General features: G+C 65.1%; 29 protein-coding genes. 19 read left to right on the top strand and 10 right to left on the bottom strand.

What is annotated here, in order from left to right; translation table 11 throughout:
- Positions 1–8: 8 nt before the first annotated feature.
- Complete coding sequence (locus IVA93_RS09345) at positions 9–719, bottom strand: response regulator (protein ID WP_018454293.1); 711 nt, start codon at positions 717–719, stop codon at positions 9–11.
- Positions 720–890: 171 nt separating this feature from the next.
- On the opposite strand from IVA93_RS09345, the gene IVA93_RS09340 reads away from it, so the two are divergent.
- The 4 genes from IVA93_RS09340 to IVA93_RS09325 all read left to right on the top strand — a co-directional run bounded on the left by IVA93_RS09340 (position 891) and on the right by IVA93_RS09325 (position 3683).
- Positions 891–1205 (top strand): hypothetical protein, encoded by a 315-nt coding sequence (locus IVA93_RS09340; RefSeq protein WP_247789752.1) that lies wholly within the window; start codon positions 891–893, stop codon positions 1203–1205.
- 106 nt (positions 1206–1311) lie between these two features.
- The gene (locus tag IVA93_RS09335) at positions 1312–1593 is read left to right on the top strand and encodes a GCG_CRPN prefix-to-repeats domain-containing protein (RefSeq protein WP_143273231.1); all 282 of its coding nucleotides are present in this window, start codon (positions 1312–1314) and stop codon (positions 1591–1593) included.
- Positions 1587–1853, top strand: a complete 267-nt coding sequence (locus IVA93_RS09330) for a hypothetical protein (RefSeq protein WP_018454291.1) — start codon at positions 1587–1589, stop codon at positions 1851–1853. Before IVA93_RS09335 ends, IVA93_RS09330 begins: the two co-directional genes overlap by 7 nt.
- 162 nt (positions 1854–2015) lie before the next feature.
- Positions 2016–3683, top strand: a complete 1668-nt coding sequence (locus IVA93_RS09325; RefSeq protein WP_018454290.1) for a SulP family inorganic anion transporter — start codon at positions 2016–2018, stop codon at positions 3681–3683.
- A 6-nt stretch (positions 3684–3689) separates the two neighbouring features.
- Here IVA93_RS09325 and IVA93_RS09320 read toward each other — a convergent pair whose 3' ends face one another.
- Together IVA93_RS09320 and IVA93_RS09315 are read right to left on the bottom strand one after the other, a co-directional pair.
- Positions 3690–4052, bottom strand: a complete 363-nt coding sequence (locus IVA93_RS09320; protein WP_026232706.1) for a hypothetical protein — start codon at positions 4050–4052, stop codon at positions 3690–3692.
- A gap of 50 nt (positions 4053–4102) precedes the next feature.
- A complete protein-coding gene (locus tag IVA93_RS09315; protein ID WP_018454288.1) occupies positions 4103–5527 on the bottom strand; it encodes an FAD-binding oxidoreductase in 1425 nt (474 codons plus the stop codon).
- Positions 5528–5614: 87 nt separating this feature from the next.
- Here IVA93_RS09315 and IVA93_RS09310 point away from each other — a divergent pair, with 87 nt between their 5' ends.
- Positions 5615–6121, top strand: a complete 507-nt coding sequence (locus tag IVA93_RS09310; protein WP_018454287.1) for a thioesterase family protein — start codon at positions 5615–5617, stop codon at positions 6119–6121.
- 5 nt (positions 6122–6126) lie between these two features.
- Here the strand turns inward: IVA93_RS09310 and IVA93_RS09305 are convergent, their stop codons facing one another.
- Positions 6127–6300: a DUF1328 domain-containing protein gene (locus IVA93_RS09305; protein ID WP_007600914.1), complete on the bottom strand. Its 174-nt coding sequence runs from the start codon at positions 6298–6300 to the stop codon at positions 6127–6129.
- Positions 6301–6541: 241 nt separating this feature from the next.
- On the opposite strand from IVA93_RS09305, the gene IVA93_RS09300 reads away from it, so the two are divergent.
- The 9 genes from IVA93_RS09300 (at position 6542) to IVA93_RS09260 (ending at position 14866) form a co-directional block, all read left to right on the top strand.
- The gene (locus tag IVA93_RS09300; protein ID WP_018454286.1) at positions 6542–9181 is read left to right on the top strand and encodes an ATP-dependent helicase; all 2640 of its coding nucleotides are present in this window, start codon (positions 6542–6544) and stop codon (positions 9179–9181) included.
- 7 nt (positions 9182–9188) lie between these two features.
- A complete protein-coding gene (locus IVA93_RS09295) occupies positions 9189–9479 on the top strand; it encodes a type II toxin-antitoxin system HicB family antitoxin (RefSeq protein WP_018454285.1) in 291 nt (96 codons plus the stop codon).
- Positions 9480–9567: 88 nt separating this feature from the next.
- A complete protein-coding gene (locus IVA93_RS09290) occupies positions 9568–9984 on the top strand; it encodes a hypothetical protein (protein WP_018454284.1) in 417 nt (138 codons plus the stop codon).
- Positions 9984–10655, top strand: coding sequence for an OmpA family protein (locus IVA93_RS09285; protein ID WP_018454283.1), 672 nt, complete (start codon positions 9984–9986; stop codon positions 10653–10655). The genes IVA93_RS09290 and IVA93_RS09285 overlap by 1 nt, the downstream gene beginning before the upstream one ends.
- A 154-nt stretch (positions 10656–10809) precedes the next feature.
- Positions 10810–11346: an Mpo1 family 2-hydroxy fatty acid dioxygenase gene (locus IVA93_RS09280; RefSeq protein ID WP_018454282.1), complete on the top strand. Its 537-nt coding sequence runs from the start codon at positions 10810–10812 to the stop codon at positions 11344–11346.
- Positions 11347–11375: 29 nt separating this feature from the next.
- Complete coding sequence (locus IVA93_RS09275; protein ID WP_018454281.1) at positions 11376–12407, top strand: NAD-dependent epimerase/dehydratase family protein; 1032 nt, start codon at positions 11376–11378, stop codon at positions 12405–12407.
- A gap of 30 nt (positions 12408–12437) precedes the next feature.
- Positions 12438–13064, top strand: a complete 627-nt coding sequence (locus tag IVA93_RS09270; protein ID WP_007600907.1) for a methyltransferase family protein — start codon at positions 12438–12440, stop codon at positions 13062–13064.
- A gap of 145 nt (positions 13065–13209) precedes the next feature.
- Positions 13210–13419: a hypothetical protein gene (locus IVA93_RS09265; RefSeq protein WP_018454280.1), complete on the top strand. Its 210-nt coding sequence runs from the start codon at positions 13210–13212 to the stop codon at positions 13417–13419.
- 142 nt (positions 13420–13561) lie between these two features.
- Positions 13562–14866 (top strand): PQQ-dependent sugar dehydrogenase, encoded by a 1305-nt coding sequence (locus IVA93_RS09260; RefSeq protein ID WP_018454279.1) that lies wholly within the window; start codon positions 13562–13564, stop codon positions 14864–14866.
- A 3-nt stretch (positions 14867–14869) separates the two neighbouring features.
- On the opposite strand, the gene IVA93_RS09255 is transcribed toward IVA93_RS09260, so the two are convergent.
- Both IVA93_RS09255 and IVA93_RS09250 read right to left on the bottom strand, forming a co-directional pair.
- Entirely contained in the window at positions 14870–15694 is an 825-nt protein-coding gene (locus tag IVA93_RS09255) for an aspartate dehydrogenase (protein WP_018454278.1), read from the bottom strand.
- A 37-nt stretch (positions 15695–15731) separates the two neighbouring features.
- On the bottom strand, positions 15732–16649 hold the full coding sequence (locus IVA93_RS09250; protein ID WP_018454277.1) for a LysR family transcriptional regulator: 918 nt from the start codon (positions 16647–16649) through the stop codon (positions 15732–15734).
- 134 nt (positions 16650–16783) lie between these two features.
- On the opposite strand from IVA93_RS09250, the gene IVA93_RS09245 reads away from it, so the two are divergent.
- The 4 genes from IVA93_RS09245 (at position 16784) to IVA93_RS09230 (ending at position 19213) form a co-directional block, all read left to right on the top strand.
- A complete protein-coding gene (locus IVA93_RS09245; RefSeq protein WP_247789751.1) occupies positions 16784–17857 on the top strand; it encodes a tartrate dehydrogenase in 1074 nt (357 codons plus the stop codon).
- 199 nt (positions 17858–18056) lie between these two features.
- Positions 18057–18512 carry a small heat shock protein HspD gene (gene hspD, locus IVA93_RS09240; protein WP_018454275.1) on the top strand — a complete coding sequence of 152 codons (456 nt, stop codon included), beginning with the start codon at positions 18057–18059 and terminating at the stop codon, positions 18510–18512.
- A gap of 117 nt (positions 18513–18629) precedes the next feature.
- A complete protein-coding gene (locus tag IVA93_RS09235) occupies positions 18630–18947 on the top strand; it encodes a hypothetical protein (protein ID WP_018454274.1) in 318 nt (105 codons plus the stop codon).
- A gap of 26 nt (positions 18948–18973) precedes the next feature.
- A complete protein-coding gene (locus IVA93_RS09230; RefSeq protein WP_018454273.1) occupies positions 18974–19213 on the top strand; it encodes a hypothetical protein in 240 nt (79 codons plus the stop codon).
- A gap of 336 nt (positions 19214–19549) precedes the next feature.
- On the opposite strand, the gene IVA93_RS09225 is transcribed toward IVA93_RS09230, so the two are convergent.
- Both IVA93_RS09225 and IVA93_RS09220 read right to left on the bottom strand, forming a co-directional pair.
- Positions 19550–20482, bottom strand: coding sequence for a LysM peptidoglycan-binding domain-containing protein (locus IVA93_RS09225; protein ID WP_018454272.1), 933 nt, complete (start codon positions 20480–20482; stop codon positions 19550–19552).
- Positions 20483–20610: 128 nt separating this feature from the next.
- Positions 20611–21228: a CGNR zinc finger domain-containing protein gene (locus tag IVA93_RS09220; RefSeq protein WP_026232704.1), complete on the bottom strand. Its 618-nt coding sequence runs from the start codon at positions 21226–21228 to the stop codon at positions 20611–20613.
- A 124-nt stretch (positions 21229–21352) separates the two neighbouring features.
- Between IVA93_RS09220 and IVA93_RS09215 the strand changes: the two genes are divergently transcribed.
- Positions 21353–22204, top strand: coding sequence for an alpha/beta fold hydrolase (locus IVA93_RS09215; protein WP_247789750.1), 852 nt, complete (start codon positions 21353–21355; stop codon positions 22202–22204).
- Between the two features lie 22 nt (positions 22205–22226).
- On the opposite strand, the gene IVA93_RS09210 is transcribed toward IVA93_RS09215, so the two are convergent.
- Both IVA93_RS09210 and IVA93_RS09205 read right to left on the bottom strand, forming a co-directional pair.
- Positions 22227–23216: a zinc-binding metallopeptidase family protein gene (locus IVA93_RS09210; protein WP_026232702.1), complete on the bottom strand. Its 990-nt coding sequence runs from the start codon at positions 23214–23216 to the stop codon at positions 22227–22229.
- Positions 23217–23626: 410 nt separating this feature from the next.
- Complete coding sequence (locus tag IVA93_RS09205; protein ID WP_018454268.1) at positions 23627–24340, bottom strand: hypothetical protein; 714 nt, start codon at positions 24338–24340, stop codon at positions 23627–23629.
- Between the last annotated feature and the right edge of the window lie 263 nt (positions 24341–24603).

Here is a 24603-nt window from a genome sequence, read left to right as displayed (position 1 = left end):
CTCCGTGCTCAGAGCGGGCGAACGTCAGCACTGAAGAGATAGCCGCCATTGCGCACGGTCCTGATCGAGAACGCAGCCTTGGGATCCGCGGCGACGAGCTTGCGGCGCAGCCGGCTGACCGACACGTCAATGACGCGGTCGAACGGATCCGCGGTCCGGCCGCGCGTCCAGTCGAGCAACTGGTCGCGGGACAGCACCCGCTTGGGCCGTTCGAGGAAACATGCCAGCAGATCAAACTCCGCTGCCGTCAACTCGACGACACGGTTCTGGTCGTTGGTCAGGCTGCGCCCGTCGAGATCGGCCACCAGCCTGCCGAAAGCAATTCGCCGCGGCGGCGGCATCTGCAGCGGGCCGTCCACACGCCGCAAGACGGCCTTGATGCGCGCCAGCAATTCCCGAGGATTGAAAGGCTTCGGCAGATAATCGTCGGCGCCGAGCTCCAGGCCGATGATGCGGTCGACATCGTCGGCCTTGGCCGTCAGCATCAGGATCGGCGTGCGGCTCTTGCTGCGCAGGCGCTGGCAGATCGACAGTCCGTCCTCGCCCGGCAGCATGATGTCAAGCACGATGAGATCCGGGCATGCCTGCATCAGCGCCCGGTCCATCGCCGCGCCGTTCTCGACGCAAACCGGCGCATAGCCCTCCCGCGTCAGCAGGTCCGCCAAGAGCGCGCGGATCTCGCGGTCGTCCTCCACGATCATGATCGTCCGAGTGTCCATCGCGGCCTCTATCGAGCAGCCCGCTGGCAGGAATGTGGCGACCCCGTCACTCGTTACAAAACGTTACACTTCCGGCCTCGCCGGCAATATCACGGCAAAAGATCGAGGCGAGATTGGCCCCATGCGGCGACCGGTCTCGTTCCGGCGCGTCCTCACAAACAGGAGTATCCGATGAAACCCATTCTGGCTTCGCTATCACTCGCAACGGTGCTGGCCCTCACGGGAGCCTCCGGTGCAAACGCCTGGGTTCGCAGCGGCGGCGTCACGACTTGGCGAGGTACCTACTACGGCAGCGCCAGCGGCGGATGCGCCGGCGGAACCTGCTCGCGTTCGGCTTCGGTGACGGGACCTTATGGCGGCACGATCGCACGCAGCGGCAGCATCACGCGCGTCGCTCCGCATGCATTCGACTACACGCGCACCACGACGGGTCCGAACGGCAACAGCGTGACGCGCAGCGGCACGGTCGGGACTCATCCCTATTAGGGATACCGGTACTGACCCTCGCGCCGCACGACCGCGGAATTCCGGCCGGGGTCAGAACACTGGCCGCGGACTGCCTTCCTCCAACTTGCAAGCATGGATATCTCGAATGCGACGATTGACGATCTTGGCGTCGGCCGCGGCAGCCGCACTGGCCGCAGGTTCGACCGCGCTAGCCTTCACCCCCAGCCCTCACCCCGGCATGTCCGACGGCCTCACCGAAGTCAGCGGCGGCTGCGGACCCGGCTGGCACCTGACGGCCAACGGCCTGTGCCGGCGGACCATCGTGCCCTACGCCCATCCACCCTATGCCTATGCGGCGCCTCCCTATCCTGGGGCCTGTTGGTGGACCAGCACGCCATTCGGCGTGCGGAGGGTCTGCGCATGGTGAGACCTGTACAGCTACGGGAGCTGCGACGCGCGATCGCGGCCATCATCGCCGCGTTGGTCGCGATATCGTCCGCGGGCGCCGCGTCCGCCCAGCAACCGCGACAGGAGATACGCCAAGCGTGCACCGCGGACATGCGCGCGCTGTGCTCCGGCATCATGCCGGGAGGCGGCCGCGTCAAGCAGTGCATGATCGAGCATTTCAACCAGCTGTCGGATGGCTGCAAGAGCGCGCTGAAGCAGGCGCAGGCGTCGAAGCCATAGGGCGTGCCTCGCGGGAGTGCGCGTGGGGCTCGCAGACGCGATAAGTGCCGCGAGCCCTGCGGTGTCGCACGATATACAGGCGAGGCCGGCAACCCCATGTTTGCCGACGACCGGCAGCTGTGGTCTGGTCGACCAACGGAACACTTCGGGGATTCGCTGCTGATGGCGCAGGACGCTCACACCGCAACATCATGGCCGCTGTTTCGCTCACTCGCGTCCTATTCGCTGCCGGGCGATTTGATGGCCGGCCTGACGCTCGCGGCAATCGCGATCCCAGAGCAGATGGCCACGGCGCGGCTCGGCGGCTTCGCGCCGCAGATCGGCTTCTTCGCCTTCATGGCGGGATCGCTCGGCTTTGCGATGCTCGGCGGAAACCGCTTCCTGTCCTGCGGCGCCGATTCCACGATCACGCCGATCTTCGCCGGCGGGCTGGCGGCGCTGGCCGCCGCCGGCTCGCCTGAGTATCAGGGCCTCGCGATCGCGCTGGCACTGATGGTCGGCGCAATGATGCTGGCCGGCGGCGCCTTCCGCCTCGGCGGCATCGCCAATCTCTTGTCCGTGCCCGTCATGGTCGGTTTCCTCGCCGGCATCTCCGTCCACATCATCGTGTCGCAATTACCGGGCGTGCTGGGCCTGGACTCGCCGAACGGGCCGACGCTCGATCGCATCGGTGTGCTCGCAAGCGAGCTCGGCCGCACCAATCCCTTCACGCTATGCATCGGCTTCGGTGTGCTGGCCGTGGTCTTCGTCGCCGAGAAGATCAGCGCAAAAATTCCGGGCGCGCTGATCGGGCTCGTCGCCGCGACCCTGGCCACGATCGCGCTCGGCCTCGAGAGCAAGGGCGTCAATGTCGTAGGCCTCGTGCCGGGGACGCTGCCGCGGCCGACCTTCCCCGAGCTTGCACCGGAGCAATGGGTCCGCCTCGTGCCGCTCGCCTTTGTCATCACGGTCGTGGTGATGGTGCAGACCGCGGCGACGACGCGCTCATTCCCGTCCGATCCCGACAAGCCGGCCGATGTCGATCGCGATTTTCTCGGCGCGGGCGTAGGCTGCGTGCTGTCGGGCCTGTTCGGCGCGTTTCCGGTCAACGCCAGCCCGCCGCGGACGGGCATTGTCGCCGAGACCGGCGGACAATCGCAGCTCGCGGGTCTCGCCGCCGCTGCGATCGTGCTGGCGCTGCTCGCGTTTGGAACGGGATTGCTGCAGCACGTTCCAGACGCAGCCCTCGGCGGCATCCTGCTGTTCGTCGCGCTGCGCATCATCCGCGTGAAGCAGATCGTCACGATCTATCGCCAATCCCCCAGCGAATTCCTGCTGATCGCCGCCACCGCCGCGCTGATCATCGTGCTGCCGATCCAGCAAGGCGCGTTCCTCGGCATCGTGCTGTCGCTGCTGCACGGCATCTGGAGCACGACGCGCGCGCGGCTGGTCGAGTTCGAGCGCGTGCCGGGCACCACGATCTGGTGGCCGGCACATCCGCACATCGCCGGCGAGCGCATCGCCGGCGTCGCCGTGCTCGGGCTGCAGGCGCCGCTGTCCTTCCTCAACGCGCCCGGCTTTCGCAGCGACGTGATCAAGGTGCTCGGCACGATGCCGCCACAGCTGCTGGTGCTGGAGGCGAGCGGCATGGTCGAGATCGACTTCACCGCCGCGCAGATCCTGCTGGACGTGTTCAGGGCGTGCAGCGAACAGGGCGTCACCGTCGCGCTGGCCCGGCTGGAATCAGTGCGCGCGCAGGACGCGTTCGAGCGGTTTAGATTGTTCGACGCCCTGCCGAGAGAGCGTGTCTTCCACAGCGTCGACGAGGCCGTGCGGAAGTTGGCGCGATAACTGGGCTCACTGCGCCAATGGCGGGTGATCGCGCTGGATCGTTTCGCGGATCCAGCTGGCATGGATCGCGCGAAACAGGATTTGCGCCGTCTTGAGGTCGTTCGCCTTCATGCAGAGATCGACGATGCGACGGACTGCGTCGTCGCGCATCAGTCCATCCGAGATCTTCATCGCGATTTCCATCGCGACTTTCGCCGCGCGCTCGTAGCGCTCGCTGTCGCGCTTGTCGCTGCGCGCGCTACCTGCCGCGCTCGCCGCAGCGGCGTCACAGATCGCACGGATGCGCTCGGCGGCCTCGATGTCGCCGAGCGGCCGTTCGATCGCTTCGTCCCAGACGTCCTGACGCGTCTTGCGCGCGAACCACTGCATTGCCTGCTCCGTGGTGAGGGAGCGAGCATAAACGGCGGCCACGCCGCGCGCTACGCCTCCGGTACGATCTTCCCGGGATTGAAGATGTTCTGCGGATCGAGCGCCTTTTTCAGCGCCCGCATCGCGTCGATCGCCTCGGGGCCGAGCTCCGCCTTGAGGTATTTCTGCTTGCCCTGACCGATGCCGTGCTCGCCGGTGCAGGTGCCGTCCATCGCCTGCGCGCGCTCGACCAGCCGATGCATGAACTCCTCGCCGCGCGCCATCTCGTCGGCATCGTTGGTGTCGCAGACCAGCGAGCAGTGGAAATTGCCGTCGCCGACATGGCCGACGATCGGCGACAACAGGTTGAGGCGCTTGAGATCTTCCTCGGTCGCGCCGACGCATTCGGCAAGCCGCGAGATCGGCACGCAGACGTCGGTCGCGACCACCCCGATGCTGTCGCCGGGCCGCAGCGCTTTCACCGACCAATAGGCGTCGTGCCGCGCCTGCCACAGCTTTGTGCGATCCTCCGGCTTGGTGGTCCAGGAGAAGTCGCCGCCGCCGCAATCCCTGGCGATCTCGCCGAAGGCCTTGGACTGTTCGGCGACCTCGATCTCGCTGCCGTGGAATTCCATCAGCAGCAGCGGCGTTTCGGGCAGGGTCAACTTCGAATAGGCGTTGCAGGCCCGCACCTGCGCGGCGTTGAGCAGCTCGATGCGCGCCACGGGAATGCCGGTCTGGATCGCCAGGATCACGGCCTGACACGCCCCGTGCACGGTCTCGAACGACACCGCTCCGGCCGCGATCGTATCGGGGATGCCGCGCAGGCGGATGGTCAGCTCCGAGATGATGCCGAGCGTGCCCTCGGCGCCGACGAACAGATGCGTCAGGTCGTAGCCGGCGGATGATTTCTTCGCACGCGTGCCGGTCGTGATGATCTCGCCGTCGCCGCGGACCACTTTCAGCGCCAGCACACTGTCGCGCATGGTGCCGTAGCGCACCGCATTGGTGCCGGAAGCGCGGGTCGAGGCCATGCCACCGAGGGAAGCGTCCGCGCCGGGGTCGATCGGGAAGAACAGGCCCTGGTCGCGCAGATGCTCGTTGAGCGCCTTGCGGGTCACCCCGGGCTGGATCACGCAGTCGAGGTCCTCGGCATGCACCGCGAGCACCTTGTTCATGTCGCGCAGGTCGATGCAAATTCCGCCGGCGGGTGCGTTGACCTGGCCCTCGAGCGAGGTGCCGGTGCCGAAGGCGATGACAGGCACGCCGTTTTTCGCGCAGATCCGCACCACGTCCTGGATGTCGGCAGTCTCCTGCGCCATCACCACGCCGTCCGGCGGCTGGTTCACGATCCATGTGGTGGTATGGCCGTGCTGCTCGCGGACGGCTTGCGAGGTGATGAGGCGGTTGCCGAACCGCGCGGCAAGTTGCTCCAGCGCGCTCGCGAGGGCTTTCGGCGCCGGCCGCGGCGGATTATTGGTGATGGTCGTACCCACGGACGTTCCTCCCGACGAGACGAACCGTGGCAAAGGACATCTCACCGGTCAAGTCAAGCGACCGGACGCATAGCTGGGGAAGGACACATGCCGGAGACTGCTGCCACAACGATCGAGGGCGTGCCGTTCCGCTCGTCAATCATGCAGATCGAGCCGCAATGGATCGACTACAACGGCCACCTCAACATGGCCTATTACAACGTGATGTTCGACCGCGCGATCGACCAGATGTGGCTGACGCTCGGGATCGGACCGGGCTACATGAAGGAGCGCGGCGGCTCGACCTTCACCGCCGAATGCCACGTGCGGTATTTGCGCGAAATCCACCTCGACGATCCCGTGCAGGTCTCGGTCTGGCTGCTGGAAGCCGACGACAAGCGGCTGCACACCTTCCAGGAGCTGCGGCACGCGACCGAAGGATGGCTGTCCGCCACATCGGAAAACATGTCGCTTCACATCGACATGGGCTCACGAAAGGTGGCGGCTTTTCCCCCAGACATCCGTGAGCGCATCGCAGCGGTGGTCAAGGCCCACAGCGCCGTCCCGCGGCCCGAGGGCATCGGCCGGAACGTGGCGATGCCCTCGAAGCGGTAAGCGCGCTAAACCCTGTTACGACCCCGTGCCAGTCCGACAACGGCCGAGACCAGGAACAACACGACTGCGATGAAGAAGATGATCTTGGCGATTTCGATCGACGCGCCGGCGAGGCCGCCAAAGCCCAGGATACCGGCGATCAGGGCGATAACCAGAAACGTAACTACCCAGCTAAGCATGATCCGAACCTCTGTTTCGATGTCTGTCTGCGATCGGCGCGGCTGACGCGCCTCACTTGCAGAACCAATCGCCAACTCGGAACAATGGTTCCGGGCCGCTGAAGCCGGAAATTCGCCTGACCGACAGGAACAAATTGGCTTTCGGCGCACGTGGAAAACCCCTGTCCGCGGCCCCATATAGGGACCAATCCCTGTTAAGAAGGCTCCCCTTTCACCACCCCGCGGTGCCAACGTGGGGCAAATGATTCGCATGACCGAGCCGAGCAAGATCACGTCCCAGAGCGTCCCCGACCACCAGCCCGCAGCCGGCGGCATCGCCGCGCGTGCGCGCGCCTCGGTAGGCCCGCAATACCTGTCCGGGCTCAATCCGGAGCAGCGCGAGGCTGTGGAGACGCTGGACGGGCCGGTTCTGGTGCTGGCCGGCGCCGGCACCGGCAAGACCCGCGTGCTGACCACGCGCATCGCCCACATCCTGAGCCAGGGCCGCGCCCGCCCATCCGAAATCCTGTCGGTGACCTTCACCAACAAGGCCGCGCGCGAAATGAAACATCGGCTCGGCCAGATGCTCGGCCATGCCGTCGAAGGCATGCCGTGGCTCGGCACCTTCCACTCCATCGGCGGGCGCATCCTGCGCACCCACGCCGAGCTGGCGCAGCTCAAGTCGAACTTCACCGTGCTCGACGTCGACGATCAGGTCCGACTGCTCAAGCAGCTTCTGCAAGCCGACAATATCGACGACAAGCGCTGGCCGGCGCGCATGCTGGCCGGGCTGATCGACGGCTGGAAGAACCGCGGCCTGACGCCGTCGCAGGTGCCGTCGGGCGAAGCCGCCGTGTTCGCCAACGGCAAGGGCGGCAAGCTCTATGCGAGCTACCAGGAGCGGCTGAAGATCCTGAACGCCGCCGATTTCGGCGATCTGCTGCTCGAGGACATCCGCATCTTCCGCGAGCACCCGGATATCCTGCGGCAGTACCAGCAGCGCTTCAAATTCATCCTGGTCGATGAGTATCAAGACACCAACGTCGCTCAATATCTGTGGCTGCGGCTGCTGTCCCAAGCGCCGACTTCTTTTGCCTCTCCCCGCGTGCGGGGAGAGGTCGGATCGCCCGGCAGCGCAATTGCGCGCCCGAGCGATCCGGGTGAGGGGGACTCTCAGCAAGCTGAGCTCGTGGAGGCAGCCCCTCATCCTGACCTTCTCAGCGCGAGCGAAGCTCGTCGCGACCCCGCAAGCGGGGAGAAGGAGCAGACGCGCCACGTCAAAAACATCTGCTGCGTCGGCGACGACGACCAGTCGATCTATGGCTGGCGCGGCGCGGAGGTCGACAACATCCTGCGCTTCGACCATGATTTCCCCGGCGCCAAGGTCATCCGCCTCGAGCGCAACTACCGCTCGACGGGCCACATCCTCGCCGCCGCCTCGCACCTGATCGCCCACAACGAGGGCCGGCTCGGCAAGACGCTGCGCACCGAGGACCAGGACGGCGAGAAGGTCACGGTAACAGGCTCTTGGGATTCGGAAGAGGAAGCCCGCGGCATCGGCGAGGAGATCGAGCAGATCCAGCGCCAGGGCGACAAGCTCAACGAGATCGCGATTCTGGTGCGCGCCTCCTACCAGATGCGCGAGTTCGAGGACCGCTTCGTCACGCTCGGCCTGCCCTATCGCGTCATCGGCGGCCCGCGCTTCTACGAGCGCGCCGAGATCCGCGATGCGCTGGCTTATCTCCGCGTCATCAATTCACCGGCCGACGATCTCGCCTTCGAGCGCATCGTCAACACGCCCAAGCGCGGCCTGGGCGATGCCACCGTGCAGATGCTGCACGATCACGCCCGCAAGCGCCGCATCCCGCTGTTCGAGGCGGCGCGCGCGGTGGTCGAGACCGATGAGCTGAAGCCGAAGGCGCGCGGCTCCTTGCGCGACGTCGTCGCCCAGTTCGACCGCTGGCGCGCCCAGCGCGAGGTCACCTCGCACACCGAGCTCGCCGAGATCGTGCTCGACGAGAGCGGCTACACCGAGATGTGGCAGAAGGACCGTTCGGCGGACGCCGCGGGTCGGCTCGAAAACCTCAAGGAGCTGGTGCGCTCGATGGAGGAGTTCGAGAACCTGCAAGGGTTTTTGGAGCACATCTCACTGGTGATGGACCGCGACAGCGGCGCCGACGAGGACGCGGTGTCGCTGATGACGCTGCATTCGGCCAAGGGGCTGGAATTCGACAACGTGTTCCTGCCCGGCTGGGAGGAAGGCCTGTTTCCGAGCCAGCGCACGTTGGACGAACAGGGCCGCGCCGGCCTCGAGGAAGAGCGCCGGCTCGGTCATGTCGGCCTGACCCGGGCCCGCCGCCGCGCCAAAATCTATTTTGCCACCAACCGCCGGATCCACGGCACCTGGTCGACCACGATCCCCTCGCGCTTTCTCGACGAACTGCCCGCGGCCAATGTCGAGATCACGGAATCCAAGGGCGGCTCGGCCTGGGGCGGCACCGGCGGCTACGGCGCCTCCCGCTTCGACGACATGGAAGCGTTCGGCTCCACCTATTCGACCCCGGGCTGGCAGCGCGCCCAGGCCAATCGCAATCGCGGCGGCGGTGGCGGCGGCAATGGCGGCCGCGGCAGTTTCGAGGAACAGGCCTCGTCGTTTTCGTCCCAGTCGTCCTCGCCCGATTTCGGCAGCTTCTCCTCGCGCCGCCGCGGGCCGCTGACGATCGAGGGCGAGCTGGTGGCCAAATCCACCGGCACGACCTCGGAATTCTCCCTCTCCGACCGCGTCTTCCACCAGAAATTCGGCTATGGCCGCGTCACCAAGATCGACGGCAACAAGCTCACCATCGCCTTCGACAAGGCGGGGGAGAAGAAGGTCGTGGACAGTTTTGTGCAGCGGGCGTGAGGCCTGCATGCCGCACTACATCGCCATCATCGAGGACGCCGGCCCGGACGAAGCCGTCGGCGTGTGGTTTCCGGACCTGCCCGGCTGCATTTCCGGCGGCGACGACGTCGATGAGGCCCTGGAGAATGCGCCCGAGGCACTCGCGTTCTATGCACAGGAACTGACCGCGGACGGCCGCCAGCTTCCCCCGCCGCGGACATTGGACGAGCTCAAGGCCGACCCTGATGTCGCCGACGAGCTCGGGAAGCACACGGTCGCCCTGATCGAATGGCCACCCCTCACTGAGGCCACGGAGTGAGGACTGTTCGCCGCACTGGTCGGACTCTCGACAGTTCAGGTCCGAACAGCCCTTGACCACCGTGAACTTCCCCGTATCAGATGCGGCCATGGTCCGGGGCTCCATCACACTGATCTTGCTGGCATTGGGTATGCCGTCGCTTGCGGCGGCGGAGACCATGAGCTTTGGCGATGCGATCGGGCTGCTGGCGAAAAGTTGCGGCGCGGAAATCGTCGCCAATTGCCGCGGCGTCAACCCGGATTCGACCCGCCTGAAGGAGTGCCTCTCGCGCAACCGCGACGTGCTCTCGCAGCAGTGCCAGAGCGATTATCTCGGTGCCTTCGACGCCATCCAGAAGCGCGTCGCAGCCCGTGTCACCGTGGCGAACGTCTGCCAGCGCGAGATCGTCAAGGTCTGCGGCGGCTCGACCAAGGAGACCAGCAAGGCGGTCCCCTGCCTGGTCTCGACGCCCAAGGGCATCAGCAACAATTGCCTGAAGGCCGTTGACGACGCGGGGTATCGGTGATGCCAGCGACGAGGCTTTCCACCGCCGGAATATGCATCGCGCTCGGCCTCGCTTTGCTCGCGGGCACAGCGGAAGCGCAGACGGCGCCGCCAACCCGCGACGACATCGTCGGCAAGCTCAACCATTTCGAACAAGCCGCCGAGATCGATCTCCCCGCGCTGAAGCTGCAGGTGATGGAGCGGGCCAAGGCCAGGATCAAGAACGATCCCGGTCCGGTGAACCGGCCGCTGATCGCGCCTGATCTGGTCAATCTGCCGACCTTCACTGCGCAGATCCAGTTCGACGCCGACACGCCGATCATCCAGCCGGCGTCCTACCAGACCGTCGGCCGCCTCGCCGATGCGCTGGTCCATGCCTCGCTGCTGCCCTACACGTTCCTGATCGTCGGCCATGTCGAATCCAACGCGAAGACGCGCGAGGCCAACGCGATCCTGAGCCAGCGCCGGGCGGACGCGATACGCGACGTGCTGGTGAACACGTTCAAGATCTCGACCAAGCGGCTGCATCCGATCGGCCTCGGCGAGGAGCAGTTTCTCGACCGGGCCAGGCCGACCTCAGCCGCCAACGCCCAGTTGCAAATCCTGACCTACGCCAAGGTACCGGAGGAAGCGCCTGCGCATCCGGCTGCGACACCTGCGCCTGCAGCGAAAAAGCCCGCCAAGAAGCGCTGAGCGGACGCGCCACGGCGTCTGACGCAACCCTTTGAAGTCACGTTTCTTTTGTGACCTGTCTCACAGCGCAACAGCGCGGTTTCGCGCGACAATTACGCCGGTTTGTGCACCGCCCTATCAGGTGCTATAGGCTTTTTTCGCCCTGCCCGACCCCATGCTGCACGAGACCGAGATGGCCAGTTATTTTCAACGTCAGCTGGCCGACTACGTCGAATATCATCGCGATCCCTGGAACTGCGCGATGCACGTGGTCGGCATCCTCCTGCTCTTCACCGGCGCCGTGCTGCCGCTGACGCTGGTCCATTTCCCGGTGTTCGGGATCGAGGTCAGCCTGGCCATGGTTCTTGCCCTGCCGGTGCTGGCCTACTGGCTGATGCTGGACGCCGGGATCGGGCTCGGCATCCTCGCCTCGATGATCGTGCTGCTTTCGGTCGCAACCGCGATTGGCAATCAGGTCTCGATCGTCATGATGTGGTCGATTTTTGTGGTGCTGATCGGGCTCGGCGTCGCGTCGCAAATCGTCGGTCACAAGGTTTTCGAGGAGCGGCAGCCGTCGATGGTCGACCACCCCACGCATTTTCTGCTTGGACCGATGTTTGTCATGGCAAAATTATTCATTGCATTGGGCTTCCGTCGCGACCTTGCCGCGATTCTGGCGCCTGCTCCGACCAATTCCCTTTCAACCCGATAGTTCTAGACGCGAAACAGCAAACCTACTGCATGGCTCTCGTACTGGTTACCGGTGGCAGCGGCTTCATCGGACATCATCTTGTAGAAGCGCTCCGCGCCCGTGGGCAGCGGGTGCGTGTTCTCGACGTCCGTGCGCCTGCCGCGCCGTATGCCGACGTTGAATATGCCCAAGGCTCGGTGCTCGACGGTGCCGCGGTCGATGCCGCGATTGCTGGGGTCGATCAGGTCTATCACCTCGCGGGCCTGCCCGGCATGTGGGTCGCCGACAAGCAGGCCTTTCACGACGTCAATTGCCGCGGCACCGAGATCGTGCTCGCGGCCGCGATGAAGCGCGGGGTCTCGCGCTTTCTGCACTGCTCGACGGAATCGATCCTATTCCCCTATTCCGACCTCAACGGTGTTCCCGCCGAAGAGGCGCTGCAGCCGGCCGATGCGATGCCGGGCGCCTACACGCGGTCGAAATCGCTGGCCGAGCATTGCGCCGCGAAGGCCGCAGCTGAAGGTTTTCCGCTGGTGATCGGCACCCCGACCATGCCGATCGGTGCTGCCGACCACAATCTGACGCCGCCGACTGCGATGCTGTGGTACTTCCTGCAGAAGAAAGTGCAGCCGCATCTCGACTTCCCGGTCAATCTCGTCGACGTTCGCGACGTTGCCATGGGCCTCGTGCTGACCATGGAACGCGGGCGTAACGGCCAGCGCTACATCCTCGGCGGCGACTGCGTCAGGCTCGGCCAGATTCTGCGGATGATGTCCGCGATGAGCGGCCGCCGGCAATTCCCGGTCGTCGTTCCCGGCAAGATGGCCGAGCTGTCCGGCATCATGCTCGAATATCTCTCTGACCGCATCACGCGCAGGCCGCCCAACGGCACCGCCGAGGGCGTGCGCATTGCGCTCGCCGCGAGCGACCTCTCGATCAGCAAGGCGCGCACCGAACTCGGCTACGCGCCGCGCCCCATCGAGCCGGTCCTGCGCGAAACCATCACCCATCTTCTCGCCCGCGGCGGCGCGCTTGCCTCCGGCGCCATCGAGCATCACGCGCTCTCCTCGCGCGCCAGCTGAGCTGCCGCCCAACCCAAAGAACCTTTCCGCATGTCCTTCGATTTCAGCAAGCTTCTCTCTGTCGCCTGGGGTGGTTGGACCACGACTTGGCCGACGCAACTGCTCGCCCTGATCTGGCTCGCCTGGCTCGCAAGCTGGGTCGGCGCCTCGTTCTGGCAGGGCCGCACCCAGAAGCAGGTAATGACGCTGGAGTCCGGCCGCTATCGCATCCCGATCCTGGTCGGCGGCATCCTGTTCACGCCATGGACCGCGGAAGTGCTCGGCGAGAAGCCGCTCTGGGTGTTCAGCAATACAGCTGTCTACGTGGTGGCGCTGATCGTGCTGGCCGGCATCTCCTTCACCTGGTGGGGACGGCTGCATCTCGGACAATTCTGGTCCAACACCATCACCCACAAGCAAGACCACCGCGTCATCGACACCGGCCCGTACGGCATCGTACGCCATCCGATCTACACCGGCCTGATCCTCGGCATGCTGGTGACCGGCATCGCGGTCGGCACGGTGACCGCGATGCTCGGCGCGATCCTGATCTCGCTCGGCATGTGGCAGAAGGGCCGGATGGAAGAAGTGTTCCTGTCCAAGGAGCTCGGCGAAGACGCCTACGGCGCCTATTGCCGCCGCGTGCCGATGATCATCCCGTTCCTGTCGCCGCGCTGAGAGCGGCGGACGCGCCCCACATTCGCTGTCGTCCCGGCCCCCCGTGCGCAATTGCGCACTAGGCCGGGACGACAGCGAGAGGAACTGCCTTCCCTCCAGGCCGTTAGCCTCTCGATACCTGCCACTGACCGCAGAGCATCGAGCCATGTCCGACGCCTACGATTATTTTCGCGAGCACGCGATCGCCGCCGTCCGCAAGGCGCGGGCGCTGCCGCCGGGGCGGCCGAAGCAGAAGCAGCGCACCGTGGCGCGTGTCTATCATCTCCTGTCCAGGGAGGCCGCGCTCGCGCCGAACATCCATCATCTGGATGATTTTCGCGCGGCGCGCCGGGCAGAGCGGCAGATCGGCCACTGATCTCCGGGCCCCGCTTGCCGGCATTCGTCCCATGCAAATTCGAACGGCTGCCATTCCACGGGAATAGAGCCCCGCGGCCCATCGCACAGGTTGACGTCTGCCCCGCCAGCCCGTTGGATGCGCCCGCAAACAGGGGCTTCTCATGACGTTTTCCAGCATCTTTGCGCAGTTCGTTGCGCTTCTCGGCGGCATCGCGCTGCAATGGCGGAAGCTGTCAGGCACCGTGCCTGCGCCGGCCTGGGGCCAGTCGCCCGCGATTCCCGAAGCAAAACCGCAAGGCGCCATTCCGACACTGAAGATGCCGACGGCGCGGGGCTGGAGCGAAGGACAGAAGCCGACGGTCGCACCCGGGCTCAAGGTCAATGCGTTCGCGACCGGCCTCGACCATCCGCGCTGGATCGAGGTGCTGCCCAATGGCGACGTGCTGATCGCGGAGGCGACGCAGATCGCGGGGGCGCCGCGGTCCGTGTTTCACTACGCAATGCAAGCGACGATGCGGCGCGCCGCCGCGCTCGGCGTCAGCGCCAACCGCATCACGCTGCTGCGCGACAAGGATGGCGACGGCGTCGCGGAGTATCGCGGCGCGTTCATGGAAAACCTCAGCCAGCCGTTCGGCATGGCGCTGGTCGGCGACACCTTCTATGTCGGCAACACCGACGGCGTGATGGCCTTCCCGTACGTGGCGAATGCCGATCGCATCACCGCGCCGGGCAAGCGCCTCACCACTTTCAAGCCGAGCGGCCACTGGACCCGCAGCCTGCTCGCAAGCCCCGACGGCAAGAAACTCTATGCCGGCGTCGGCTCGCTCAGCAACATCGGCGAGATGGGCATGGAGGTCGAGGAAGGCCGCGCCGCGGTCTACGAGCTCGACCTCGTCGCCGGTACGCACCGCATCTTCGCCGCCGGCCTGCGGAACCCGGTTGGTCTCGCCTGGGAGCCGACGACCGGTGTGCTCTGGACCGTCGTCAACGAGCGCGACGGCCTCGGCGACGAAACGCCGCCGGACTACCTGACCTCGGTACGCGACGGCGGGTTCTACGGCTGGCCCTATTGCTACTGGGGCAAGACGGTGGATGACCGCGTGCCGCAGGATCCGGCGATGGTCGCCAAGGCACTCACGCCTGACTACGCGCTCGGCGGCCACACCGCCTCGCTCGGCCTGTGCTGGATGCCCGCGGGCACGCTGCCGGGCTTCCCCGACGGCATGGCGATCGGCCAGCACGGCTCGTGGAATCGCAGCACGCTGTCCGGCTACAAGCTTGTGTTCATCCCGTTCGAGAACGGAAAGCCTTCGGGTCCAGCACGCGACATCCTGTCCGGCTTCCTCGCGCCGGACGAGAAAGAATCCTACGGCCGTCCGGTCGGCGTCGTGATCGGTCCCGACAAGAAATCGCTGCTGATGGCCGACGACGTCGGCAACGTGATCTGGCGCGTGACGGGCGCTTGAAAGTTACGTCCCCACACACAACGTGGCGCGCTGCTTGCGGAGCAGCGCGATCACCGACAGCGCCGTGATCAATCCGGTCTTAGGATTCTCGGAGGGGATGTTCTCGATTGACATCGAGAAGCGCGCCGAATCCGCCTCGACCTCGATGCGGTGAACATTGCGCGTCACAGTCGGGTCGGCCCAGATTTGCACCTGGGTGCGATCCGGCCCGACGCCCGCGAGCGACAGCGCGACCGCGACGTTGAGATTGGCCGGAAAGCCTTTCGCTGCCTCTCGCGCGGTCCCCTCGAACAGCTTGAGCGGCTCGCGCAGATTGTCGATATCGATGTTGTTCTGGACGATGAACGGCGCGCCCTTCAAGCCGTCGATCGGCTTGCGCGTCACCATCTTCACCGAGTGAATTGTGCCGATCGCGGCGGCGTTGACGGCGTCGAGCCCGATCAGCGCGCCGGTCGGCACGAGGATGCGGCCGCCATTGGCCCGGGCGAGATCGACGAGATCAAAATTGTCGAGCAGCCCACCGACGCTGACAACGACCGCGGCCCTGCCGCGTTTCACCGCGGGCTCGACGATCGCGCGGAGTTGGCTGCTCGGCGCGCACTCCACCACGATATCGGCGGCGTCGCCGAGCTGGTCGAGCGGCAGTAGGGATGGCGGACGACGCAGGCTGCCGAGCAATTTCTGATGCTTTGCAGGATCGCGCACCGCCACGGCGGAGAGCGTCAATCCCTCGATGCCCTGATCGAGCGCGGTCGCGATCTTGGTGCCGATCGAGCCGAGCCCCGCGACGGCAACCCGCAATTCGTTCGAAGCTGTCCGTTCAGCCATCGCATCACCCCTCTCGCCAAGTCGATGTCATAGCGCCTCAGGCGTCGCGCGCATAGCTGCGCAGGCGCGTCTCGAGCACGGAGAGCATTGCGTCGCGGGCGGGGTCGCGCGAGCCGCGCAGCCATGCGGCAGCGAGCGGCAGCCGGCCGACGGGCCCGATCTGCTTTGGCCGCAGCGGCACGAAGCGCACGCCTGACACCGCCATCCGCATGGTCCAGCGCGGCACGATCGCGACCCCGAGCCTGGTTGCGACGAGATTGATGATGGTCTGCTTCTCGTCGGCGACCTGCACGACGCGCGGCGTGAGGCCTGCCTGCTCGAATAGTCTTATCGTGAGGTCGTGGCTGTGCGGCCGCGAGCGACGATCCGGCACCAGCATCGCCTCCTCGGCGATCTCCGCCGGCGTGATCGACTTGCGTTTGGCCAGCGCGTGGCGCTGCGGGAAGGCCACGATGGCTGTTTCCTGCAGCAGATCGCGGAATTCGAGCCGCTTGTCCCGCTGAGCCGGTGGACGCACGAAGGCAAGATCGAGCGCGCCGGTCAGGATCTTCGGCAGCAGCCGGACGGTCTTCTCTTCCAGGAGCTGCACTGCGATATCGGGATGCTTTGCGCGAAAATCGCGCAGCAGCGCCGGTAACAGCCCCGCCGCGGCACTGTCGATGGCGCCGACCCGGAGTTTTCGAGCAGCCCCCGCGCGCGCGCGATTGCGCAGGTTGGTCTCGACCGCCTCGACGCGGGCGAGGATGGCACGGGCATCACGCAGCAGCGTCACGCCATCTTCCGTCAGCGACACCGCACGCGTCGTCCGCGCGAACAGCCGCGTGCCCAGATCCTGCTCCAGCAGCCTGATCTGGCGGCCGAGCGCGGAGGGCAGCATCTGGAGATGCTGCGCCGCGCGGCCGAAATGCAACTGCTCGGCCGCCGCCACGAAGCATCGCAACTGATGCAATTCCATCCACCGGTCCTCTGATCCTGTGACGGGATTATATCATTTTTTTGTATAAACCAGCGCCGATTGAGTCCCGGCCCCTTCCCCGCCTAGGTTCGCTAGCGTTACGCAACCCCACCGACATCTGGACGGAGCCCTTCATGCGTACCCATTCGATTGCAGCGATACCGGCGGACGGCATCGGCCCCGAGGTCATCTCCGCCGGCGTCCGCGTGCTGGAGGCGCTGGCCAACCGCAGCGGTGACCTCGCCTTCAACATCAAGACCTTCGACTGGGGTTCGGACTATTACAAGAAGCACGGCGTGATGATGCCGGCCGACGGTCTCGCGGAGCTCAAGAAATTCGACGCGATCTATTTCGGCGCGGTCGGTGTGCCCGACGTGCCCGATCACATCACGCTGTGGGGCCTGCGGCTGCCGATCTGCCAGGGCTTTGACCAATACGCCAATGTGCGGCCGACCAAGATCTTGCCGGGCGTCGCCTCGCCGCTGCGCAATGTCGGCGTCGGCGACCTCGACTGGGTGATCGTGCGCGAGAATTCCGAGGGCGAATATGCCGGCATGGGCGGCCGCGCCCACAGGGGTCTCCCCGAAGAGGTCGGCACCGAGGTCGCGGTGTTCACCCGCGTCGGCGTGACGCGGATCATGCGCTATGCGTTCGAGCTGGCGCGGTCGCGCCCGCGCAAGTTCCTGACCGTGGTGACCAAGTCGAACGCGCAGCGCCATGGCATGGTGATGTGGGACGAGATCGCCGCCGAAGTCGCGGCCGAATTCCCCGATGTGACCTGGGACAAGATGCTGGTCGACGCCATGACGGTGCGCATGACGCTGGATCCGAAGAGCCTCGACACCATTGTCGCGACCAATTTGCACGCCGACATCCTCTCCGACCTCGCCGGGGCGCTGGCGGGCAGCCTCGGCGTCGCGCCAACCGCCAATATCGACCCGCAGCGCCGCTTCCCCTCGATGTTCGAGCCGATCCACGGCTCGGCCTTCGACATCACCGGCAAGGGCATCGCCAACCCGGTCGCGACGTTCTGGACCGGCGCACAGATGCTGGAGCATCTGGGCGAGAAGGACGCGGCGGTGCGGTTGATGGCGGCGGTGGAGCGCGTCTGCGCGGCCGGCGTGCTGACGCCCGATGTCGGCGGCAAGGCGACGACGAAGGACGTGACCGATGCCGTGATCGAAGCGATCCACGGATCGAACGTGTAATCCGAGCTACGTCAGCGGGAGGCGCCAGGGTTTCCGAAAAATTTTGAGCCCCCCTCTTGAAACCAAAACGGGCTTTTTTTATTTTTCCGCTGCCGCCGAGAGGTGGCGTTCCCGACGCCTGGAGGGTCGGGAAGCTGAGACGGGCACCGGTCGTGTCCGGTGTCGTTCGTATCCATTTTGCTCCTTGGAGGATCTGGCTATGCGCACTTACGACTTCTCTCCCTTGTGGCGTTCGACCGTTGGCTTCGACCGCCTTTTCGACCTCGTTGAAACGGCACAGCGTGCCGGCGAGGACAACTATCCTCCCTACAACATCGAACGTCTCGGCGAGGATCGCTACCAGATTTCGCTTGCGATTGCGGGTTTCTCACCCAACGAGGTCGCGGTGACGGCCGAGCAGAATGCGGTGACCGTCGAGGGAAACAAGCCGGACAGAACCGAACGCGAATATCTCTACCGGGGCATTTCCGCGCGACCGTTCAAGCGGCAGTTTAACCTGGCCGAGTATGTTCAGGTGCACAGCGCCTCGTTCGAGAACGGCTTGCTCAAGATCGAACTGGTCCGAGAAATCCCTGAAGCCATGAAGCCGCGGCGAATTGCCATCAATGCCGCGCCGTCCGGCAACGTGCATCAACTCGAGGGCAAAGCCGCCTGAATTCGGTCTGTCGGAGGCCCGGTGATCCCGCCCGATCGTCGGGCGGGATGGGCCATGGCCTTCGATCGCGTACCCGAATGCAAGTCAGAGGTTTTAGAGAAAGGAGGAGGACCTCTCATGCTCGATCATGCCGACAACATCATCGATCTGAACGCGATATTGCACCCTGGCTCCGTCTATGATCATCCCCGCGACGTCATAGCCGATCCAACTTTGTCGATCGGCGAGAAGCGCGCGATCCTCGCGTCCTGGGCTTCGGACGCAGCCAGTGTCGCCTCGAGCCCGACATTGCGGGAGCTGCCCGGCTCGGACAAAGCCGTCACCATCGACGAAATTCTGGAAGCGCTCGCGAGCCTCGACCATCATCCGAAGGGCCCTCCGGGCGGCAAGCCGGTCCGCACGCGATCGGTCGAACGAACCGGCCTCGCAGCCTAGGCAATGACAGCTCGACGGGGATTGCGATGATGCTTGATGAAGAGCTGGCCTTGTTGCGCGGCCACCGCAGCAACATCAGCCGCTATCAGCGGTTGCTCAAGACCGAGCTGACCGAGTTCGAACGGCGGTTCATCGAGAGACGTGTGTCCGAGGAGCGCTCGGCGATCGAGAAGCTCGCCGTCTCCGCCTTTCCGCTCACCTTTCAGGCTCCGAGCCGGGCGATGGGGAACGCCACCACGCGCCTGACGGCAAGCCGGCACGGGTGATCGACATGCCCGAACACCTCCCGACATTCGAAGTGTTCCTGAAGAAGTGCGGTCGAAGGACATGGCGATGGCGTGTCTGCACGACGGAAGGACGCCTGGTCATGCACGGCTTCGAAAATGGCCGACCCGCTGCCAAATATGCGGCTGACAGGGCATTGTTTATGATGCTTCTCGCCGCGCCCTATCGCCCGGCGGGCCGGGCTTCCGCCACGGCTCGCTCCTCCTTGGCGACACCCGCATCAAGATGGCTGCCGCGGCACAAGATGCGTGAATGACAGGGGCCGCGAGGGATGGTGCCTGCATCAGCCCATCCCGACCATCTCCGTTGCTGACTGCTTACCGCCGTCCCGGCGGGGGGGTCGCCATGGCGGCTGTCGGCTCCGGCGGCGTCAGGTGGCGTGGAACGATGATGGACTGGCCGGGGGTGAGCGTCGCGTTCTCCGGCAGCGAGTTGCTCTGCGCCAGCGACCACAGCGGCACGCGATTGGCTGCCGCGATGCTCTCCATGGTGTCGCCGCGGCGCACCGGTAGCCGCACGCCACTGTCCCACAATTCGACCAGCGTATTCGCCGGCACGAGATAACGCAGCGGCACGGCATCGACCTGCGTCTGGGGCGGAATGCGCGGCAACTGCGTGACCATGTCGACGATCTGACGGTGGATGTCGTCGGACTTCTCGATGTTGATGTGGCTGACCCGCGCGTTCTCCTTCAGGTCATAGCTCGCATAGTGACCGCGATAGCCCGGCACCGCGACCACGTTGCCGCCGCCGAGCACGCTGTCGGAGAGATAGATGTTGATGAAGCGCTCGACATTGAGCGGCACGTCGCCGGTCGCATGCGCGGGATCGATGGTGATGACGAGGCTGATCGGGATGTTCTCCTTGGCCGCCATCTCGGAGATGACGATCGAGCAAAGCCCGCCCATCGAATGCCCCATCAGCACGATCGGCGCCGGCGCTTCCTTGTAGCTGGAGATCGCACGATCGCCGATCCATCGGCAGATGGTGAATTCATAGACGTTGGCCGAAAAGCCGGCCTGCGTCAGCTTCTCTTCGAGCCGGTCCATGCCGGTGGAGAAGAACGGCCCCATGGCGCCACGGAACAGGTAGATCTTCGGCGGCGGCAATGGCTCGAACGGTGGGGGCGGCGGCGCGGCGGGTGCGGCCGCGGCGGGCTTCGTCTTGGCAGGTGAGGCAGCGGTCGTCCCGGTGCTCAAGGCGAGCAGCGCAACGGCTGCCAGCGCGAGAAGTCGCCTCAAATCGATCATCAGTCCAGCAGTCCCACTCCGGGAGGCTGCAGCCTCCCCCAAAGGCGCTTAGTGACGGTCGATTGGGTGGAATTTGGGGCACGGAACCGGGGCTCGATCCGCGCTCATTCCAGCATCTCGCCCCCCAATCACTGCATGCTCTTGAGCCTGCTGCGGTGTGCGGCCTGTTTCGCGCGGTTGCCGCAGACCGCCATGATGCACCATCGCCGCGCGCGTCTGCGCGTGTGGTCGGCGAACAGCATGGTGCAGTTGTGCCCCTCGCACGCCTTGACGTTCGAAAAATCCTCGTCGCAAACGAACTTCGCCATGGCTTCGCCAACCGGCAGCAATAGCGCCTCCGGCGATCGCCAGCGCCGCCTCATTCGCAATGCCAGAGCGCCGCCATCGGCATGGCCCGGCTCGATCCGGCTGAACGCTTCGTCGCGCTCCAGCAGGCTGTTCAACGGATCGAGCTCGCGCAATGCATCCGTCGTGAGCGGTCGGCCTGCATGCTTGCGCACGAAGCCCCTGAACCATTCGCGCAAGGCGCGCGCCTGATCCGCAACCTTGTCCAGCTCGTCCGGCGTGGCGCGCGCCGTCAGCGCGTGCAGATCATCCGCGGGCACCAGCTTCGCCTGCGCCAGCCAGTCGATCAGGGCATGACCATCATCGATCCAGTCGACCGGCGTATCGAGCGGCGTCGCCACCGAGTTGAGGAAGTCGAGGCCGAGAGAGTCGGCGATGAACATGGCGGGCGGGCGGTCCATGAGCGGTCCTTGGCCGGTCGGGAGCATGGACTCAGATAACCTGATAGAACGGCGTTGACAAGTTACGGTAAGGGGACGTAACCTCTTATTTGGCAATTTAGTGGTTACTAAAATGGAGAATGTCATGGCCGCAATCGCGTACCGCACCGCGGATGTCGAGGGCTTCAAGGTGTTCTATCGCGAGGCCGGTCGTGTCGGAGCGCCAAAACTCCTGCTGCTGCACGGCTTCCCCAGCGCAGGCCACATGTTTCGTGACCTCATCCCGCTGCTGGCGGACAGGTTTCATATCGTAGCGCCCGACCTTCCCGGCTTCGGCCAATCCGACATGCCTTCGCGCGAAAGCTTCCGTTACACGTTCGACAATTTCGCGCGCGTGATCGAACGCTTCACCGAAATGATCGGCTTCGACCGTTTCGCGGTCTACGTTTTCGATTACGGCGCGCCGACTGGTTTCCGGCTTGCGCTCAGTCACCCCGAGCGGATCACGGCAATCATCTCACAGAACGGCAACGCCTACGAGGAAGGGCTCAGCGACGACTGGACTCCGCTCAAGACCTATTGGCAGGATCCGTCGCCGGCCAATCGCGACGCGCTACGCGCGCTCCTCACGCCGGAAGCGACGCGCTGGCAGTACACGCATGGCGTCCCCGATCCGATGACCGTGTCACCGGACGGCCAGAACCTCGACAATTTCTACCTTGCGCGCCCGGGCTCGGACGACGTGCAGCTCGACCTGTTCGGCGACTACAAGAGCAACGTCTCGCTCTATCCGGCCTTCCAGGACTATTTCCGCAAGCACACGCCGCCGTTCCTCGCGGTCTGGGGCAAGAACGACCCATTCTTTATTCCGCCCGGCGCCGAAGCGTTCAAGCGCGATAATCCGAACGCCGTGGTGCAGTTCTTTGACACCGGTCATTTCGCGCTGGAGACGCACGCGAAGGAAATCGCGGACAGCATTCGTACCTTCCTGACGTAACGGGGGCTGTCCTCCGCGAAAGTTACGCCGCCAGGCTCTGCTGAGCGCGGAATGCGCTGATCGCCATATGGACGAGATGCAGCTTGCCTTTGACCGCCGGCGATATGTCGAAGGGATATGCATCGCTCATCCCGAGCGAGCGGTTGAGTTCGTTGATGCTGCGAGCAAGCGGCATCCACAGTGCCAAGAGTGCCTCGAAGTCGCTCTCGAGATAGGGATCCGTCAGGGTCTGCCGGGCGCGCTCGTCCAGCGCCAACGGCAAACCTGCCAGCGAGTCGAGCGTCGACACGATATGCAGGAAATGCGCGAACGTTTCCGCCCAATCCTCCCAAGGGTGGGACGTGGCGTACTCGCTGATGAAGCCGCTTCGGTCGTATGAACGATCGGCGCGGCTGTAATAGGAGTTGATCGCGGCCTGATAGTCCTGCGCCTGGTCACCGAAGATCAGCTTGAACGGGGCCTGGAATGTCGTGCCGTCGACGAGCAGGTCCCAATAGAAGTGACCGATCTCGTGCCGGAAATGCCCGAGCAGCGTGCGGTACGGCTCCCGGAACGCCACGCGGCGAGATTCCCGTTCGACATCGTCGGCCTCCGCAAGGTTGAGCGTGATCAGGCCCGAGAGATGCCCCGTCACGATCGGACCGACCTCGTCCGAAAGAATGTCGAAAGCCAATTCTGCGCCGGTGCGCGATGCGAGCGGAAGCTTGAGGCGACTGAGATCATAGAGAAGACGGCGCTTGGCTTCCTCCATACGGCGCCAGAGCATGATGTTTCTGGTGCTGCCGAGGTTTGGAATTGTGCGCGTGAGGCGGCACGAGCCGCAATACCAGTCCGCGCCCTCGACACACCAGTTGCAGCCGATGATCTCGCGGTTACGGCAAGATTGATGGGATGCAAGCCTAGTCATCTCGATGCGCGAGGAGTCGAACGCCAGCTCAGTGCTGCAATTCGCGCACGCGATGTGCTCGAACGAGACAGGATGGCGGCATGACGGGCACTGAAAGATCTTCACGTGGACTGGCCCCAGACAGACGGCACACCGGAAGGCCGGCCTGTCAATTCGAGGAACTCTTGCACTTCGAGGAACTCTTGCGACCGTCGCTGTTGCCGGCGAGCAACGCACGCTGCGTCCGCAGCGCGTGCTGTCTTAACAAGCCGGCTCGCGTCGCGCTCAACTGGCTCGATTGAGGCTGCGGCTTTTTCTCAAGGACATTTTCGGAAACAGGCCGACCGGCCCACGTCCGCTCGGGCTGAACCGCCATGGGGCCGACGTTTCGTCCGCTTGTCATGCTGTAACAACACCAGATCGTACGCCGAGTTCCCTTCCTCGACCGGCAGGTGATCGAGCTTGGCTTGTGCAGATACGACAATGCCGCCGTCGGCGTGACGGCGGCATTGTCAATTCACCTGCTTGCGAACGGCTTAATTCCGGGGAGCCGTTGCCGCCGCCGAGCGCGCCGACCTGGGCGCGCCGGGTTCGGCAACCGGAGCCGGTGCGCGCGAGCGCATGATTGCGGCGTCGATCTCGGCAATCACGCGGCGCTGGATCGCTTCGTTCTTGTCGATCGAGATGTGGCCGACGCCGGAGCCGCGGACGTCGACATTGTCGAGCTTGCCGCGAAAACCGTCCGCGCGCTTCACCGGCTCGCCGGGGCCGTCGCCGATATAGATGTTGATGTAGCGCTCCGCGCCGGTCGACAGCTTGGTCTTGAACACGGAGTCGAGCCCGATCGCGAGTTTCACGGGCACGCCGAGACGGTTGAGCTTGGCGATCATGTCTGGCAGCGCAGTCGCGCCGGAGGAGTGCCCGACCAGTACGATGGTCTTGAGCCGGCCGGCCTTGTAGGCGGTCGCGGCCTCATCCGCGAGCGAGGACCAGGACACGAAATTCGCCACGGTCACCGGGATGCCCTGCGCCTGGAGCCGGGCGCCGATCGTGTCGAGCCCGAGCGAGAAGATGTTGAGCACGCCGCGGAGCAGGTAGACATGCGTGGTCGCGACGGCAGCCTGGCTTGGCGCCGCCTTGGCGGTGGTCGGGCTGATGGCAACAGCTGACAGCAGGAGCAGGCCCATCGCCCAGGCACGGAGGGCGGACAACTGGCTGACGCCAGCGGTGTGACGGCCGTTCGGTCTCATCGATCTTTTCCCTGGGAATATGCTTCGGCCGGAATCGTAGCCATGGCCTGCTCGCAGACGCAACAAAGAGCCGCGTGAACGACGATCTTAGCATCAAGCCGTGACCATCGCGCAACACTTGCCCGAAACCTGCCACGGAAGGAGCTGTTTCGAGGCCATTTTTCTCCCGCTAATTGCAGCCGCGCAAGGGCCTTCCTATGTCAGGGCTCCGCTGACCCGCCCCTCCCGGTAGGTTCCAGCCTCCCCTCCCCAGCCTTAGCCCC

This window comes from Bradyrhizobium sp. 155, from assembly GCF_023101105.1.
In the GTDB taxonomy this organism is placed as follows: Bacteria; Pseudomonadota; Alphaproteobacteria; order Rhizobiales; family Xanthobacteraceae; genus Bradyrhizobium; species Bradyrhizobium canariense_D.
The sequence above is the reverse complement of the archived record's forward strand: the minus strand, read 5'-3'. Positions and strand labels throughout refer to the sequence as shown.